At 32.1% G+C, this 17,482-nt stretch carries 14 protein-coding genes; 7 read left to right on the forward strand and 7 right to left on the reverse strand.

The genetic code is table 11. From position 1 onward, the window contains the following. Positions 1 to 200: 200 nt before the first annotated feature. The gene (locus Q4Q34_RS16370) at positions 201 to 947 is read right to left on the reverse strand and encodes a LytR/AlgR family response regulator transcription factor (protein ID WP_303319175.1); all 747 of its coding nucleotides are present in this window, start codon (positions 945 to 947) and stop codon (positions 201 to 203) included. After that, on the reverse strand, positions 940 to 2,916 hold the full coding sequence (locus Q4Q34_RS16375; protein ID WP_303319174.1) for a tetratricopeptide repeat-containing sensor histidine kinase: 1,977 nt from the start codon (positions 2,914 to 2,916) through the stop codon (positions 940 to 942). The genes Q4Q34_RS16370 and Q4Q34_RS16375 overlap by 8 nt, the downstream gene beginning before the upstream one ends. Positions 2,917 to 3,289: 373 nt before the next feature. Here Q4Q34_RS16375 and Q4Q34_RS16380 point away from each other — a divergent pair, with 373 nt between their 5' ends. Next, entirely contained in the window at positions 3,290 to 3,814 is a 525-nt protein-coding gene (locus Q4Q34_RS16380; RefSeq protein ID WP_303319173.1) for a hypothetical protein, read from the forward strand. A 10-nt stretch (positions 3,815 to 3,824) separates the two neighbouring features. Here Q4Q34_RS16380 and Q4Q34_RS16385 read toward each other — a convergent pair whose 3' ends face one another. The 3 genes from Q4Q34_RS16385 to Q4Q34_RS16395 all read right to left on the reverse strand — a co-directional run bounded on the left by Q4Q34_RS16385 (position 3,825) and on the right by Q4Q34_RS16395 (position 6,909). Then, the gene (locus tag Q4Q34_RS16385; RefSeq protein ID WP_303319172.1) at positions 3,825 to 4,550 is read right to left on the reverse strand and encodes a hypothetical protein; all 726 of its coding nucleotides are present in this window, start codon (positions 4,548 to 4,550) and stop codon (positions 3,825 to 3,827) included. A gap of 73 nt (positions 4,551 to 4,623) precedes the next feature. Then, positions 4,624 to 6,312 carry a gamma-glutamyltransferase gene (gene ggt / locus Q4Q34_RS16390; protein ID WP_303319171.1) on the reverse strand — a complete coding sequence of 563 codons (1,689 nt, stop codon included), beginning with the start codon at positions 6,310 to 6,312 and terminating at the stop codon, positions 4,624 to 4,626. A 3-nt stretch (positions 6,313 to 6,315) separates the two neighbouring features. Beyond that, positions 6,316 to 6,909 carry an acyl carrier protein phosphodiesterase gene (locus tag Q4Q34_RS16395; RefSeq protein ID WP_303319170.1) on the reverse strand — a complete coding sequence of 198 codons (594 nt, stop codon included), beginning with the start codon at positions 6,907 to 6,909 and terminating at the stop codon, positions 6,316 to 6,318. A 135-nt stretch (positions 6,910 to 7,044) separates the two neighbouring features. Between Q4Q34_RS16395 and glmM the strand changes: the two genes are divergently transcribed. Next, entirely contained in the window at positions 7,045 to 8,433 is a 1,389-nt protein-coding gene (gene glmM / locus Q4Q34_RS16400) for a phosphoglucosamine mutase (protein WP_303319169.1), read from the forward strand. A gap of 221 nt (positions 8,434 to 8,654) precedes the next feature. Next, positions 8,655 to 10,187: a sulfatase family protein gene (locus Q4Q34_RS16405; protein WP_303319168.1), complete on the forward strand. Its 1,533-nt coding sequence runs from the start codon at positions 8,655 to 8,657 to the stop codon at positions 10,185 to 10,187. Positions 10,188 to 10,199: 12 nt separating this feature from the next. On the opposite strand, the gene Q4Q34_RS16410 is transcribed toward Q4Q34_RS16405, so the two are convergent. Continuing rightward, positions 10,200 to 11,081 carry a lysophospholipid acyltransferase family protein gene (locus Q4Q34_RS16410; protein ID WP_303319167.1) on the reverse strand — a complete coding sequence of 294 codons (882 nt, stop codon included), beginning with the start codon at positions 11,079 to 11,081 and terminating at the stop codon, positions 10,200 to 10,202. Between the two features lie 62 nt (positions 11,082 to 11,143). Between Q4Q34_RS16410 and Q4Q34_RS16415 the strand changes: the two genes are divergently transcribed. Continuing rightward, complete coding sequence (locus Q4Q34_RS16415; protein ID WP_303319166.1) at positions 11,144 to 11,794, forward strand: rhomboid family intramembrane serine protease; 651 nt, start codon at positions 11,144 to 11,146, stop codon at positions 11,792 to 11,794. Between the two features lie 73 nt (positions 11,795 to 11,867). On the opposite strand, the gene Q4Q34_RS16420 is transcribed toward Q4Q34_RS16415, so the two are convergent. Further along, positions 11,868 to 12,632, reverse strand: coding sequence for a hypothetical protein (locus tag Q4Q34_RS16420; RefSeq protein ID WP_303319165.1), 765 nt, complete (start codon positions 12,630 to 12,632; stop codon positions 11,868 to 11,870). A 241-nt stretch (positions 12,633 to 12,873) separates the two neighbouring features. Between Q4Q34_RS16420 and lon the strand changes: the two genes are divergently transcribed. From lon to cmk, 3 genes are all read left to right on the forward strand, one after another. Further along, positions 12,874 to 15,324, forward strand: coding sequence for an endopeptidase La (lon, locus tag Q4Q34_RS16425; RefSeq protein ID WP_303319164.1), 2,451 nt, complete (start codon positions 12,874 to 12,876; stop codon positions 15,322 to 15,324). Between the two features lie 109 nt (positions 15,325 to 15,433). After that, positions 15,434 to 16,453, forward strand: coding sequence for a type IX secretion system protein PorQ (gene porQ, locus Q4Q34_RS16430; protein ID WP_303319163.1), 1,020 nt, complete (start codon positions 15,434 to 15,436; stop codon positions 16,451 to 16,453). A gap of 292 nt (positions 16,454 to 16,745) precedes the next feature. Further along, positions 16,746 to 17,441: a (d)CMP kinase gene (gene cmk / locus Q4Q34_RS16435; protein WP_303319162.1), complete on the forward strand. Its 696-nt coding sequence runs from the start codon at positions 16,746 to 16,748 to the stop codon at positions 17,439 to 17,441. Positions 17,442 to 17,482 lie beyond the last annotated feature (41 nt).

Below are 17,482 nucleotides of genomic sequence, written 5' to 3' on the forward strand. Positions count from 1 at the left end.
CCGACAAGCTGGTCTACGGGAATGATAACTTCAATGGAAACCCTGCCTTTGCCGGCGGCTACGGTGTACCCAAATCTTAAAAAAAGATTCATTATTTACTTTTCTTTGCCCGTCCAAAGAAAAGTAACAAACCCGCCTGCCATGCCTTTGGCTTGGTAGACTGGCAAGCCCGAGGCAGAACCTTGGGGAATTCTTTTTGATTAAATATTTAACTTTTTGTAAAGTTCCTTTTTAGAGTTTCGAGAAACAGGAAGTGACTTGCCATTTTTCATTATAACGGAACCACCTTGTTCTTTCATTAAAAGGTCTATATGATTCAAATTTATGAGATAAGATTTATGAATTCTTAAAAAGTTATATATTGTTAGTTTGGATTCAAAATGTTTTAAGTTTTTTGAAATAACAATTTCTGATTCATCCATCATAATTAGTGTCGTATAGTTCCCATCGCTCATACAATATAGTATATCAATAGCTTTTACCATACGAACACCTTTAGAATCTGTAATAGATATTTTAGGAATTTCTATTGTTTTGGAGTAGAATTCTTTAAAATCGTTTATAATATCATTTTTTGATATTTGCTTTTTCTTAATATCTAATGCTTTATTGATAGCTTTAATTAAATGCTTTGGGTTTATGGGTTTAAGAATATAATCTATAGCATTATATTGATATCCCTTTAGAGCATATTCATCATGTGCAGTAACAAAAATAATATTAAAGTTAATGGTATCTAACTCGTTAAGTATTTCAAAAATTGAAATCGCCCCTAATTGAATATCTAAGAATACTAAATCTGGCTTTGATGTAGAAAGCATTTCTAAAATCGACATTTTATCGTAAGCTTCCCCGATAACTTCTACTTGAGGACAATACAAATTTAAAAGAAGACGAATGTTTTCTCTATCTTTTTTTTCATCGTCAATAACAATACATTTAAGCATAGTATTTGTCTGTTTTTTTATTTTTTATGGGGAGTAGAATAACGATTTCAGTTCCTTTTGATGTTCCTGATATATCGCTTAAATCATTAATATGGATACTCGCCCGATTATTTGCTATTTTATTTAATATACTTAAGCGTTCATGTGTATTACGAGTTGCTATGGACAAATGAAAATCATTATTCCCAACTTTCTTTAAACGTTCAGCTTCTTTTCTTCCAATACCGTTATCTACTATTTTACAGATTACCATATTATTATCTTTTTTAAAAGATAATTTTAGAATGCCTTTTTTTTTCAAATTTGAAAAGCCATGAATAATGGCATTTTCTATATAGGGCTGTATGATCATAGATGGAATAACAGGGTTTAATGTTAATAATTCATCGTCAATATCATATTGTACATCAAACATGTTTCCAAATCTATCTTTTTCAATGTGGATATATGATTTTAATAATGTGATTTCTTTGCTAAAGTTTATAAAAATGCTATCAGAACTTGATAAGACATTTCTAATAAGCCCAGAGAACTCGGTCATGTACTCGTTGGCTTTTATATTTTCCTTTTTAAGGATATAGTTCTGTAGTGTACTAAACGAATTAAATAAAAAATGAGGGTTCATCAAAGATCTAAGAGATTTCATTTTATTGAAACTTAACTCTTCATTAAGTTGATGAAACTTTATCTTAGTTTTGTGACCGCGATATAATAAAAAAACGACAGAGGTTATTAAGAAAAAGCCTAAAATATAACTAAAATGCCGTGTCGTACTTATAGCATTTCCTATTTCTAAATTTTCTTGTTCTAAATTAGATATCTGCTGCTCTTTAAGTTTTAACAACTTTTTATTTTCTGTTTTGGCAATTTCTTTTTTTAATCTAACATTGTCTAACTCACTAGTAATAAGTCTTATTTCTTTAAGCAATTTAATACTGGATTCAAGATCTCCTAATTTTTCATAACATTTAGATAAATCTTCTTTAATTAATATGGTTTCAGCAATATTGTTTTCTTTTGATGAGTACTTTAAAGCTTTTTCATAATATTTTATAGCGTTATTATATTGGCCCAGTTTAAAGTAAATCAGCCCTAATGTATGCATTAAAGAATCAAATAAAGAGTCTGTATAACTATGTTTAATTGTTTTTAAGTCTATGTGCTTATTAATAACTTCTAATGCCTTTTTTGGCCGGTCTTTTAAAACATAAGCCCAAGCCAGATTATTATAAGCTAAAGAACATGCTCTTTTTGTTTTGGTATTATTACAATATTTTGTGGCTTTATTGGCATAATACAGAATCGAATCCGGATTTTTAAATGCTGAAGAAATATTAATATAAGACATGGTATAAAAATAAGCGTCATCTTTTTCTGGAATAGTAGTCGTAGCTTTTTTAAATTCATTTCTGGCCAAATTCCAATCTCCAATATCTTTATATAGAACAGCTTTTAAATAATGTATTCTCCATAGTAATAGTTTATCATTTATTTTTTTTGATAGCTTAAAAGCCGTTTCATAGTATTCTAGAGCCTTTAAATAATTTAATTTCTTTTTATAAATATCGCCCAACCTCATATTAGAACTTGCTAGGCATATAGTATCATTATTTGAAGAGCAATAATTATTTAAAAAAATATTAATATTTAATGCCTCTTCATCTTTATTCATAGTATAGGATAAAAAGCGTTCTAGTCTAAATCCAGATGCTATAATGCCTTTTTTGTCTCCTTCTGTTTTTGATAAATAAAATGCTTCTTGTAAAGCAAATTCTTCTTTTTGATGTTTTATAAGTAATGATAAACTATCATTTGCATTTAAAACAGAAAGCATAGGGTCTTTTTGTTTGTAAGATAGCTGGGTTAACGCTCTGTTGGAAAAAGAAATGTTTTGCGCATTAATTTTGAAAATGAATAAAAGGATAAATATTTTTGAGATATGTAGGTTCATATATAGAGTAAGATTCATGTTTTTAGAATTAAAAAATTAAATCTTATATCGATTGGAATTCATATTAAGAACATAGTTTCACTAAGTTTAGGGCGTAAATAAACCATATGAAGCGTTTTATTATAAGTAAATATAGGAAATTTCTATTTGTTGATAAATTTAGGTGAAATGTAGAATTACAATTTTAGTTGTTTAATTTGTGCAAATATTTGTTTCAGATTTATTATAATTGTAGTGTATTACTATGACGACAGGAATTTGGGGTTTATATAAAAAATAGTTTCTAAACCTTCTATTGTTATTTTGAAAACAGTCGAAAAATCATAGTGTTAGTAATTTAAAATTTTAGTTTAACATGTAACAGGTTCTTGTATACGCAAGAATAAATATTATGAAATTATTAGGAATAGGTTCAAGAATTAATCATTCAGAATACGGTAAAGGTGTTGTAACCAATGTGACCACTCAACATTATTGGGTGACTTTTATTGAAAACGGATTAGAAACTATAGATTTAGATAGTGATTTTGATGTTATTGAAGCTGCAGATGGAGATGTAGATACAGTTAGCTTTTTTGATGTTGAAAGCAGCTTAGTCAATATTCTAAAAAAGTGGAGTGATACCAGCGAAATTGTGCCTATTGCAGATAAATACAAAGGAGGCAAACTTATTTTAGAACCTGCAGACGAGAGTTTAAAGTCCTATGAATTACCAATAGATACTTTTTTTCATAAAATAACTATGGTTAGAGATCGATTACGTGTTATGGAACAGCGTATAAATTCTAGCGATTTGGATGAACAGGGTAAAATAGATTTGCAGCAATATATTACCAGAATATATGGTAGTTTAACGAGTTTTAATGTGTTGTTTAAATCGAAGAATCACAATTTTGTAGGGCAACGTAGTAAATAATACAGGGTTTTTATTTGGTAGTCCCTTTAATATGGTCTATTTCTAAACCTAAAACAAGTAATTTATGAAATGTTGGTAATTGCGCACCACTTTCAGTAGTTGTCCAATCGCTCCATGAGGCTTCAAGGCCTTCTATAGGCAATATAGATGTCCACATTTTGAAAGCTTTAGGTTTGCCCGTATCATCAAGTAACCATAAGTAAGAATCTCCGGGTGTAGACCCACCAGTGGTATAAGTAACCAGAAGGGCGTCGTCTCCATTTTTAAGTTTCACAAGTCTACGTTCTGTGCCTTTGTCAAAAACCTTATATGGAGCCACTAACCAAAACGAATCGTTGTTAAAGAAATTGAGCGCTTTAGCTATTAATTCCTTGCCCATTTCAGTTTCGGTTTTAAAACTGTGTATAAAAGCTTTACTTTGGTTATGATCATTTAAATCTAAATTTACTTTGTATTCTTTCCAATAAACTTCACAAATGTTTTTGGATCTATCCCATTCATAATGATGCCTTTTTTTAAATGTCCATTCAATGTAATTCGTTTTTTTAAAGGCATCGTAGTCTAAAGCTTCAAGCATTTTATAGGCTAAAGCATCAGCATCTTCTCCTTGGATCCCATTTGGTAAATCTTCATTGAATTTGAAGAATAAAAAACCAAAGAATAATAAACTGGGCAAAGTGAGAAATACAACTATCCCAGATATTATTTTTAATATTTTTTTTGATTTCTTAGTCATAAAACTTACCTGTAGTTTTTCTGAATTAGAAGTCTAAATTATTAAATACTATTATCTTAGTAAAAGAAAAACTTCAAAAACCGACGGCTGCATCATCGCCTCGATGATCTGCACCACCCTCTAACAACTCATCGTCTAAAACAAGTATTCCATCGACCTTGCCAATTACTGGGGAATCTTTTTCGTTTATGGTGTATCCTAATTTTTCAAGTTGAAAAATTAATGTAGGATCAAATAAATTCGGTTCCATTCTAATTTCATCAGGTAACCATTGATGATGAAAACGAGGAGCGTTTACAGCTTCTTGCATGGTCATATTATATTCATGTACATTGAGGATGGTTTGCAAGACAGATGTTATTATGGTAGATCCACCTGGAGTTCCAAGTGTCATAAAAAGTGCTCCGTTTTTTTCAACAATAGTAGGTGTCATAGCACTTAGCATGCGTTTTTCTGGGAGTATACTATTGGCATCGCCTCCTATAAGTCCAAACATATTAGGAACTCCGGGCTTGCTGCTAAAATCATCCATTTCATTGTTTAAAAAGAAACCTAAATCCGAGCAGTATAGTTTTGAGCCATAGGCACCATTGATGGTTGTTGTTACAGATACCGCATTCCCAAACGGGTCAACAATGGAGTAGTGGGTTGTTTCGTCACTTTCAACGACTTGTACATTGCCATGCGATACGTCGCTAGACATCGTGGCTTTTTCGAAAGAAAAAGTACGCATTCTATCGTTTAAATAGGTTTTACTAATTAATGTTTCACCAGGAATGTTAACAAAATCTGGGTCGCCTAAATAAAAGCTTCTATCAGCATATGCGCGACGTTCTGCTTCTGTAATAACTTGAATGGATTTAACTGAATTATGACCAAAATTGTCTAAATCGTAGGGTTCAATCATGGTCATTATTTGTGCTAAACAAACACCGCCACTAGAGGGAGGAGACATCGAAATAATTTTTAAGTTATCGTACATAAATGTAGTAGGTGTACGCCATTTAACTGTGTATTTTGCTAAATCTTCTTCTGTTAAAATACCACCATTTTCTTGAATAAAATTCACCAATCTTTTGGCGGTTTCTCCTTTGTAAAATTCATTTTTCCCATGAACTAAAATCCGCTCTAATGTTTTTGCAAGCGCAGGATATTTTATGGTGTCTCCCATTTTCCATACTTTATTAAACAGGATGGAGTCTTTATTGGCTTTTAAAAAAAAGGGCTGATACTTTTTTATTTTTGCTTCTTGCTTTTTGGTGACCACCACACCTTTATAAGCCAGGTTAATAGACGGTTTTATAATGTCTTCTATAGGCAAACTGCCAAATTTTTCATGAACAGCAAAAATACCAGCTACAGATCCGGGTACGCCGACCGACATGGCTCCTAAGGTACTTTTTTCAGGTATAACATTGCCATTTTCATCCAAGTACATATCTTTTGTAGCAGCTAAGGGTGCTTTTTCTCTATAATCCAGTGACCCAATGTCTCCATTTGCTTTTCTGTAAACCATAAATCCGCCACCTCCTATATTTCCGGCATATGGGTAAGCAACCGCTAAAGCCAATTGCATAGCTGCCATAGCATCAAATGCATTACCTCCTTTTTTAAGAATATCATTGCCAATTTCTGATGCTTCTACTCTTGCAGAAACTGCCATAGCATGTTTAGTAATTAAGCCTGTCTTTCTAGGTTCTATAGTGTTTTTACAAGAAACATAAAGATTGAAAAATAAGATAATGTACAGTATGCGCTTCATAATTTATGTGTTATTTAATTCTTTGAGTTTTTGTTTAGAAAAGGTGATCAATTCATTAAAAAATGCTGTAAACTCATCTTCAAATTCTTTATAAAATTCTTTGAGTTCAACGATAGCTTCATTCATTCCTGATCTATTTTTAGTTCTTCTGTTCATACCATCTAAAACCCTAGAGATACCATGGATGGAAGCATAACTTAGTAACCAATTGTCGGCCATCATATATGGCATTATTTTTTGTATTCGTAAAGGAAGCACATGGTAGTGTTCTTCTAAAGAATCATAAAAAGCACTTACATATTCATCTAAAGGAATTGTACTATATTTATTCCAGTTTTTAGCAAGAAAATGGTCGTACAGAATGTCTACAATAACCCCTGAGTAATGTCCGTATTTTTCGTGTAATCTTTTTGTACTCAATCTAACCGTTTTATGAGCGTCTGTATAAGTATCTATATTTCGATGCAATAAAATGCCAGTTTGAATGTCTTTGGAGTACTTTTTATAGTCTTTTCCTTTGATACTATCTGCAATGAAATTACCAATAGTAACTAAATCATTTTCTCCCGAAAGATAAATATGTGCTAAGTAGTTCATTTGTGAAATTTACGAATTCAAATTTTAGAAAGGTATTTTAACTTTAAAATTATTCCATTTATCATTTTTTAAGTTTAATTAAAATACAAGCTAAAAAAAATATGTAGGTTTGCTAAAATTTTGAAAAATAATAACATGACACTTATAAAATCAATTTCGGGAATTAGAGGAACTATTGGCGGCCAAGTAGGTGAAAACCTTACTCCTATAGACGCTGTTAAATTTGCAGCAGCTTATGGTGCCTGGTTAAAACAGAATAGGGAAAAGGAAAATTATCGTGTGGTTGTGGGCAGAGATGCTCGTATTTCTGGTAAAATGATTCAAAACTTAGTAATGAATACATTAGTAGGTATGGGAATTCATGTTATTGATGTAGGGCTTTCAACGACACCAACAGTTGAAGTTGCCGTGCCTATGGAACATGCAGATGGCGGTATTATTTTAACAGCAAGTCATAACCCAAAACAATGGAATGCTTTAAAATTATTAAACGAAAAAGGAGAGTTTCTGGATGCTATTGAAGGCGCTAAAATTTTAGACATAGCAGAAAGTGATACTATGAGTTTTGCAGATGTTGATAGTTTAGGAAAAATAACAAAAAACAAAGCCTATATAGATTTACATATTATCGAGGTTTTAGATTTGCCTTTAGTAACAGTAAAGCCCATTGAGCAAGCACGTTTTAGAGTTGTGGTAGATGGTGTAAACTCTACAGGAGGTATAGCAATTCCATTACTTTTAGAGCGATTAGGCGTAGATGTTATAAAATTATATTGTGAGCCTAATGGAGAGTTTCCTCATAACCCAGAACCTTTAAAAGAGCATTTAACGGATCTTTCTGCTGCGGTAAAAAAACATGGTGCTGATTTTGGTATTGTAGTAGATCCAGATGTAGACCGCTTAGCTTTTATGGATGAAAATGGGGAGATGTTTGGAGAGGAATATACTTTAGTGGCTTGTGCGGATTACGTATTAAGCAGAACACCAGGGAATACGGTTAGTAATATGAGTTCAACAAGAGCATTGCGTGATGTAACTGAAAAATATGGAGGTACTTATGAAGCAAGTGCAGTAGGTGAGGTGAACGTAGTAAATCTTATGAAAAAGAACAACGTAGTGATTGGTGGAGAAGGTAATGGGGGAATTATCTATCCAGAGTCTCATTATGGTCGTGATGCATTGGTAGGAGTTGCTTTATTTTTAAGTTTATTAGCCGATAAAAATATAAGTGTTAGTGAGCTTAGAAAAACGTACCCTAACTACTTTATGAGTAAAAAGAAGATTCAATTAACACCGGGATTAGATGTTGATGGCATTTTGAGCACTATAGAAGATCGTTATAAAAATGAACAGTTAACGACTATAGATGGTGTGAAAATAGATTTTTCTGAAAGTTGGGTACACCTTCGTAAAAGTAATACAGAGCCTATTATTAGAATTTATACTGAGGCTAAATCACAATCAGAAGCAGACACATTGGCCGATAAGTTTATAGAAGAAATTGGAGCCATTGCCAAAGCATAATAAGATCTAATTATACTATAATTTAAAAGCGCAATTTATTTGCGCTTTTTTTATATACTTAATTTTATGATTCTTAAAACCTATAGGATTTATAGTTAAATGAAATTAAGTATATAATTGAGGGTTAAATACATGCAACTAATGGTCATTAGTTATAATCCCAGTAGGAGGTATGGGTATAAACTATTAAATTTATATTGTATAATATTTCAATATAGGTTATGGGCATTAAAAAATATTCACGAATTGTACTGTTACTTCTATCCATTTTTACAATTTCTTGTCAATCAAAAAAAGAAAAGAAAAAGAATATTGTAACTGATATAAATGAAAAAACAAATATTGTTTTAATTATAGCTGATGATGTAGGCTGGGATGATATTGGACCTTATGGGCATTCAAAAATTAAAACTCCAAACCTGGATGCGCTTGCTAATGATGGTATGAAGTTTAATCAAGCTTTTTTAACTACCAGTTCTTGTAGTCCAAGTAGAACAAGTATTATATCAGGGCTTTACCCACATAATACGGATGCAGAACAACTATCTTGGCCATTACCAGATTATATCGAGACTTTTGTACAAGAATTAAAAGATTCTGGATATTGGACAGGTTTAGCTGGCAAGCATCATATGGGACCTAATGTGGTGGATGATTTTAACGTGTTTTTAGAGATGACATGGAAAGATGCCCCTATTGGTATTGACAGACGGTTAGTAGGTGATGGAAGTGGCTGTGATGAGTGGATAAAACTATTGAAGCAAAGACCAAAAGATAAACCTTTCTTTACTTGGTTGGCTGCAGCTGATGCACATAGACCGTATTATGAAGGTACCATAAGTAATTCGCATTCAACAGATGATGTTATTATACCTCCTTACATGCCAGAAACGGATGCTACAAAAAAAGATTTTGCGCTTTATTATGATGAAGTATCAAGAATGGATGATTATATAGGGCAGGTTATAGCAGAGTTAGAAACTCAAGGGGTTTCGAAAAATACAATTGTACTATTTATTTCTGATAATGGCAGAGCTTTTCCACGAGATAAAACAACACTTTATGATGGAGGTATTAAAACGCCATGGATAGTAAAATGGCCTGGGAAAATAATACCAGGAAGTGTCAATAATAATTTAGTAAGTTCTGTAGATATAGCCCCTACATTTATGAGTCTTGCAGGGTTGAAACCTTTAGAGGCTTTTGTAGGGAAGAACTTTATACCTATGTTAAACGAACCAAAAACTGTTATACGTGATGAAATTTATGCCGAAGATCATTTTCATGATTTTGAAGACTATACTAGAGCAGTCAGAACAAAACAATACAAATACATAAAGAATTTTTATCCAGATTTACCAAATACCCCCTCAGCAGATATTATTAGGGACTTAACATGGCAGAGTATGCTTATTGAAAGCAAAAAAGGAACACTTAATGAAGCGCAAATGAGTTGTTTTGAAATTCCAAGAGCGGAGGAAGAACTATATGATGTAGTATCTGACCCTTATGAATTGAACAATTTAGCATTAAATAAAGATTATACCGATGTTTTAAATGATATGCGCTCTAGAATGGCAAACATAAGAGAAGAGACAAAAGATTATTTACCTCCAGTGCGCCTAAATGATGACTTTTTTAGAGATACTGGATTACCAACAAAATACCGTATTCGTCCTAGACCATCAAAAGCAGATTATTTAAAGGCTCAAGAAGAAGGTGTTATATTAATGAATCCTGATTTTGAAGAATAATTATAAAACGTCCTATAAAAGGGTATTAGTTTTATGTTTCCAGCGTTTATGCGTCCAGAAATAATATTCAGGAGTTTCATGAATTTGCTTTTCTACTTCTTTAAGAAACAGGTCTGTTAACTCATAGTTTTCATACTTATTAGAGTCTTCAGCAAGTGTAATAATTTCAGCTTCATAAAATCCTCGTTTTACTTTGTTTACTTTTAAGTAAGCAGTAGATAAATCTAATTTTTTTGCTAAGCGTTCTGCACCAGTAAAGCATGGTGTATTAATCCCCATAAATTTGCTCCAGTACACATCTTTAGTTAGTTTAGGGGATTGGTCACTTAAGAAACCCGTAATGCTTTTAATACCTTCAGACTCGTTTTGGTTTATAATATTTATAGTTTCTTTAGTACTAATAAGTGTTGTGTTAAATTTAGATCGAATGTCTCTAATCAACTTATCAAAATGAGGATTTGCTAATTTTTTATAAACCGCTAAACCTTTAAAATTTATATAATTTTGAAGTACTATGGACCACTCCCAACTAGCATAATGACCAAAAATTAAAATGATACTTTTATTTAAAGATTCTAAACGTTTAAACTCTTCCGGATTCGTTATTTTAAAGCGTTTTTTTAGTTCTTTATCAGAAATAGACATGGTTTTTGCCATTTCCAAAAACATATCACAGAGATGTTTGTAGAATTTTTTTCTAATAGTAACAATTTCTTTATCCGCTTTATCAGGGAAAACAAGTTTTAAATTATTGGTGACCACTTTTTTTCTGTAGCCTACTATATGATAAAGTAAAATGTATAATCCATCCGATACTAGATACAACAATTTAAAAGGAAATCTAGAGATACTCCATAAAAAAGGATAAACAATAATATAAATTAGAAATTGCATTAATTAATTTTAGATTTGTAGCGGCAAATATATGCTAAATAGATTTTAAACGTTTACACAACATGGGCAAATTAGACTTAGTTACCATAATTATAATAGCAGCAAATGTCATCATATCTTATAAAGGTTTTGGTGATTACAGTTTTTTTGATAAATATAAATTTCATGTAGGAGGCGTACAAAGAGGAGAGCAAATTAGAATGTTTAGCTCTGGTTTTTTGCATGTAGATACACAGCATTTGTTATTTAATATGCTTACTCTATATTTCTTTGCAGGAGTGGTTATTACGCTTTTAAGTCCACTATATTTTGTTTTAATTTATGGGGGTAGTTTATTAGTAGGGAGCTTATTATCACTGTATTTTCATAGAAATGAGTATCACTACAGTGCTGTTGGTGCAAGTGGTGCTGTTACAGGAGTTTTATACGCTGCTATTTTATTACGACCAGAAATGGACTTGTACATGTTTTTTATTCCATTTCCAATACCGGCATATATTTTCGGGATAGGCTATTTATTATACTCTATTTACGGAATGAAGAACAGAATAGGCAATATAGGACATGATGCGCATTTTGGAGGAGCTATAGGAGGTTATGTCATTACTTTGGCATTGTCCCCAGGACTATTTAAAACCAACTTACTTATGATTGGTTTGTTGGCAATACCAATAGTTTTATTGTTTATTTTAAAAAGAATGGGGAAGATGTAAAATATCTTTTAGAAATAAAAAAGCTAAATCCATGATTAGATTTAGCTTTTTTACTATACAATACTTTTAAATGCTATTCATAAAAAAATTGTATAGTTGATGTATCATCTGTTACTCCTTTGTATTTAGAAGTATAATTTGCAGTTTTTGGATAATCACTTTCATTGTATGTGTAACCAAAAGTTTCAGAAGCGATATTTCCGTTATTATTATCAATAATGCTAGTTGGGTTATTAGTGTTTCCATTTAAAGCTCCAAAATCTATACTTAGGAGATTAAGCACTTCTATAGCATGAATATTTTTATAAATTCCATTTTTATTGTCATATTGGTATGATAATTCATAACCTGTATTAGTTAAATTTGTGATGTTTTCTCCTGTATAAGAATAAGTAGTGGTATTTTGAAAATTTGTTTGAGAGTTCAAGTCTCCAATGTATCTACTTTCTGTAACAGTATTATCGGAATTGAATGTAAAAACATATTTTTCAGTGATATCATTAATTATATGGAGAATGTAATTAGCGATTTTTTCGTTTTGATTGTAACTTATAGTTGTATAACCATCAAGTTCTCCATCAACGTATGAGTTTACTCTAACCAATATGCCGTTTTCGTATATGTATTCGAATTTATAACCATCATCAGAAATAACACTAATGAGTTTATTACCGTCATAAGTGTAGTTAGTCGTTATTACTTCATCATCATAAGTTTCAATAGTTTTCTTTAATAAGGTTGAGTCATTAGTTGGCTCATCAGGAGTATCTGTAGACTCAGAGCTACATGCAAATAGTGAAATACATAATCCGAAGATTAAAAGTTTTTTTAATGTCATTTTTAGTTCGATTTTTTATGAATGCGCCAAAAGTAAATTTTTTAATGTAAGATTTATGTGATATTTATCATAAATATTTAATCTCATAATTTTCAGTATGGCATAGCTATTGAATTTATAGTAGTAATGTGTATCTTTATTTAGTGCTTAAGTATTTGATATTCATTGATTTAATTTTTTGTAAAATAAATATAATAAATGATCAATTCTGTTTTAATGACAGATTGACCTAAATATATACATGAAGAAATCTAATTTTATAGCCCTTGACAGTTTGTCATTACAGGAATTTGACGAGAACTCAGAATTAATTCCATTAATGACACCAGAAGATGAAGAAGCCATCAATAATGAAGAATTGCCAGAAACACTGCCAATTTTATCATTGCGTAATACCGTGTTGTTTCCTGGAGTTGTTATTCCTATTACAGCAGGCAGAGACAAATCAATTAAACTAATAAATGATGCTAATAAAGGCGGGAAAGTTATTGGTGTAGTATCACAAAAAGATGAGTCTGTAGAAAATCCAACAGCAAAAGATATTAATGAAACAGGTACAGTTGCTAGAATTCTGCGTGTTTTAAAAATGCCAGATGGTAACGTAACGGTTATTATTCAAGGAAAAAAACGCTTTAAAGTGGCAGAGGTTCTTACAGAAGAACCATACATGAATGCAACTATTAGGGACTTAGCTGAAGCAAAACCAACGGTTGATAATGAAGAGTTTTCAGCAATTATTGATTCTATAAAAGATCTAGCACTGGAAATCATTAAGGAAAGTCCAAACATTCCTAGTGAAGCTTCTTTCGCGATAAAGAATATAGAAAGCAATTCATTTTTAATAAATTTCGTGTCTTCTAACATGAATCTTTCTGTGGCTGAAAAGCAGTCACTTTTAGAAATGGATGATCTTAAAAAGCGTGCTCTGGCTACACTTAAATTCATGAATGTTGAGTTTCAAAAATTAGAACTTAAGAACGATATTCAGTCTAAAGTTCAAATGGACATGAGCCAACAGCAACGAGAGTATTTCTTACATCAACAAATGAAAACCATTCAAGAAGAATTGGGAGGCGTAAGCCACGATGAAGAGCTTGAAGAAATGAAGTTACGAGCCAGCGAAAAGCAATGGGATGAGCAAGTAGCAAAACATTTCGATAAAGAAATAGCTAAAATGCAGCGTATGAATCCGCAGGTTGCAGAATACTCTATACAGCGTAATTATTTAGAGTTGTTCTTAGATCTACCTTGGAATGAGTTTAGTACTGATAAATTCGATTTAAAACATGCTAAAAAAGTTCTAGATAGAGACCATTTTGGATTAGAAGATGTAAAAAGAAGAATCATAGAATATCTAGCGGTATTAAAACTGCGTAATGATATGAAATCACCTATTTTATGTCTTTACGGACCTCCGGGAGTAGGTAAAACATCGCTTGGTAAGTCTATAGCAGAAGCTTTAGGGAGAGAGTATGTGCGTATTTCGTTAGGAGGTTTACGTGATGAAGCGGAAATTAGAGGGCATCGTAAAACCTATATTGGAGCTATGCCTGGACGTATTATTCAAAGTTTGAAGAAAGCTGGGACATCTAACCCTGTTTTTGTTTTAGATGAAATAGATAAGCTATCCAATTCACATCAAGGAGATCCATCATCGGCTATGCTTGAGGTTTTAGACCCAGAGCAAAACAGTGAGTTCTATGATAATTTCTTGGAAATGGGATACGACCTTTCTAAAGTTATGTTTATAGCGACATCAAATAGCTTATCTACCATTCAGCCAGCATTACGTGATCGTATGGAGATTATTAATGTAACAGGGTATACTATTGAAGAAAAGGTAGAAATAGCTAAACGTCACTTATTGCCCAAGCAATTAAAAGAGCATGGATTATCAACTGATCATTTAAAGATTGGTAAAGCCCAATTAGAAAAGATTGTAGAGGGGTATACCCGTGAATCTGGTGTTCGTGGTTTAGAAAAGCAAATTGCAAAAATGGTACGCTATGCGGCTAAAAATATTGCAATGGAAGAAGATTATAATGTTAAAGTGTCTAATGAAGATGTTGTTGAAGTTTTAGGAGGTGCTAAGTTAGAACGCGATAAATATGAAAACAATAATGTAGCGGGCGTGGTCACTGGATTGGCATGGACACGAGTTGGTGGCGATATTTTATTTATTGAATCTATTTTATCTAAAGGAAAAGGAACACTTTCTATTACTGGAAATTTAGGAAAAGTGATGAAAGAATCAGCAACTATTGCTATGGAGTATATCAAATCTAATGCAGATCGTTTTGGAATAGATACTGCTGTTTTTGATAATTATAATGTACACATTCACGTACCGGAAGGAGCCACGCCAAAAGACGGACCAAGTGCCGGAGTTACCATGTTAACCTCTTTAGTATCATTATTCACACAAAAAAAGGTGAAGAAAAGTTTGGCAATGACAGGAGAAATCACACTCCGTGGAAAAGTACTTCCGGTTGGCGGTATTAAAGAAAAGATACTAGCAGCTAAACGTGCACGGATAAAAGAGATTTTATTATGTGAAGAGAATAGGCGAGATATAGAAGAAATAAAAGCAGATTACCTAAAAGGTCTAACATTTCATTATGTAACCGATATGAGTGATGTTATTAAAATAGCACTTACAAGCCAAAAGGTAAAGAATGCTAAAAAGCTTTAAAATAACACAAAAAAAGGGCCTCGATTTATTTCGAGGTTTTTTTTATGGTTTAAAATAAAAGATACCTGCTGCCGTTTTAAGATAGATTTACTTACTTTGTGTCGTAAATATGCTAAAGAAAATTATCACTTTTTTTTATTTGTCTTGTAGTTCGCTTGTTATTGCTCAAGTAGGGGGAGAGACGACGTATCAATTTCTTAATTTGATATCGTCACCGCGACAAGCAGCATTAGGAGGTAAGATATTGACTAATGTTGATTACGATGTTACCCAAGGACTTTTTAATCCAGCAACTATTAATGTTGATATGGATAATCAGTTAGCTGTAAATTATACAAGTTATTTGGGAGGTATAAGTTATGGTACGGCTTCTTATGCATATACTGTAGATAGACGTACTCAAACATTTCATGCAGGAGTTACCTATATAAATTACGGATCGTTTGATGGTTATGATGAAAATGGTAACAGTACAGGAACATTTACAGGTAATGAAGCTGCTCTTTCCATGGGGTATGCGCTTCAAATTGGTTATTCCGATTTTTATTTTGGAGCTAATCTCAAGCTTATTAGTTCAAAATTAGAACAATATAATTCATTTGGTATTGCTGCAGATTTAGGTTTGATTTATATTAATGAAGACTTGGATTTTAATGCCGCAATAGCTATTAGAAACTTAGGGACTCAAATAACTACCTATGCCGGGCTTAACGAACGTCTGCCATTTGAAGTTGATTTTGGAATGTCACAACGATTAGAAAATGTACCAATTCGTTGGCATGTTACTTTAGAAAATTTACAAGAATGGCCAATAGCCAGACCTAATCCTGCACGATCGGTTAGTGATTTAGGGGGTAATCAAACAGATGAAAAAGTTGGATTTTTAGGTCAAGTAATTAGACATACTATTATAGGTGCAGAAATATTTCCAGAAGGAGGGTTTAATATAAGACTTGGTTATAATTTTCGAAGAGGTGAGGAACTACGTATTGTAGATCAACGTAATTTTTCAGGCTTATCTGGCGGAATTTCTATTAAAATGAATAAAATGCGCTTTAGCTATACACATGCCAAGTATACCAGTGCAGCCAATTCAAACTTTTTTGGATTGCAAATAGATTTACGGTGATTTTTAGTGTTTAGTCTCAGTATTCAGTGTTCAGTTACAGTTATTAGTAGTTCTTTGCGCCTTTGTGTTTCCGTGAGAAAATTTAACATCCATAAGAATTAATCAATTTCAGTATTCAGTGTTCAGTGGCAGTTAACAGTAACTCTTTGCCTCTCATGCTCCTTAAAAACAATAAACAAACTATCCTCAAAGCTCAGTTCCACATCTAAAAAAATCCAATAAACATAAATTATAAGAATTAGTTTTCTTGCTTAAAGTGCTTTGAGTATTTTTGGTACTTCAAACTTAAAAAATGAATAAAATTACTATAGCTATAGACGGATTTTCTTCAACAGGAAAAAGTACGGTTGCTAAACAACTAGCTAAACACCTAGGTTATGTGTATGTAGATACAGGGGCTATGTATAGAGCTGTTACTTTTTATGCCATGAAACAAGGACTCATTGAAGAAGGAGACTTTAATGTTGAAGCATTAATTTATCAACTACCAGATATAGAAATAAGCTTTAAGTTTAATGAATCTCTAGGGTTTGCGGAAGTGTACTTAAACGGAAAAAACGTGGAAAGGGATATTAGAACACTAGAAGTTTCTGGTTTTGTTAGTAAGGTAGCCGCAGTATCACATGTGCGTCAAAAATTGGTAGAACAACAGCAAAAATTGGGCAAAGATAAAGGTGTTGTTATGGATGGTAGAGATATAGGTACAGTTGTTTTTCCAGATGCTGAACTCAAATTATTTATGACTGCTTCTGCTGAAAAAAGAGCAATGAGACGATATCAAGAACTTGTTAATCGTGGTGATAAGGTTTTATATGAAGATGTTTTAAAAAATGTTCAAGAACGCGATTATTTAGATTCCAATAGAGAAGATTCCCCATTGGTTAAAGCCAAGGACGCAATAGAAATAGACAATTCTAATATGACATTAGATGAACAATTTGATAAGATTTTGAACTTGGCCAAAATCACACTAGAAGGTTTAGAATAAACCATATTTAACCTTCTTTTTTTGATGCCCAAAGAAGGGAG

It is taken from the genome of Flavivirga abyssicola, from assembly GCF_030540775.2.
GTDB classification, from domain to species: Bacteria; Bacteroidota; Bacteroidia; order Flavobacteriales; family Flavobacteriaceae; genus Flavivirga; species Flavivirga abyssicola.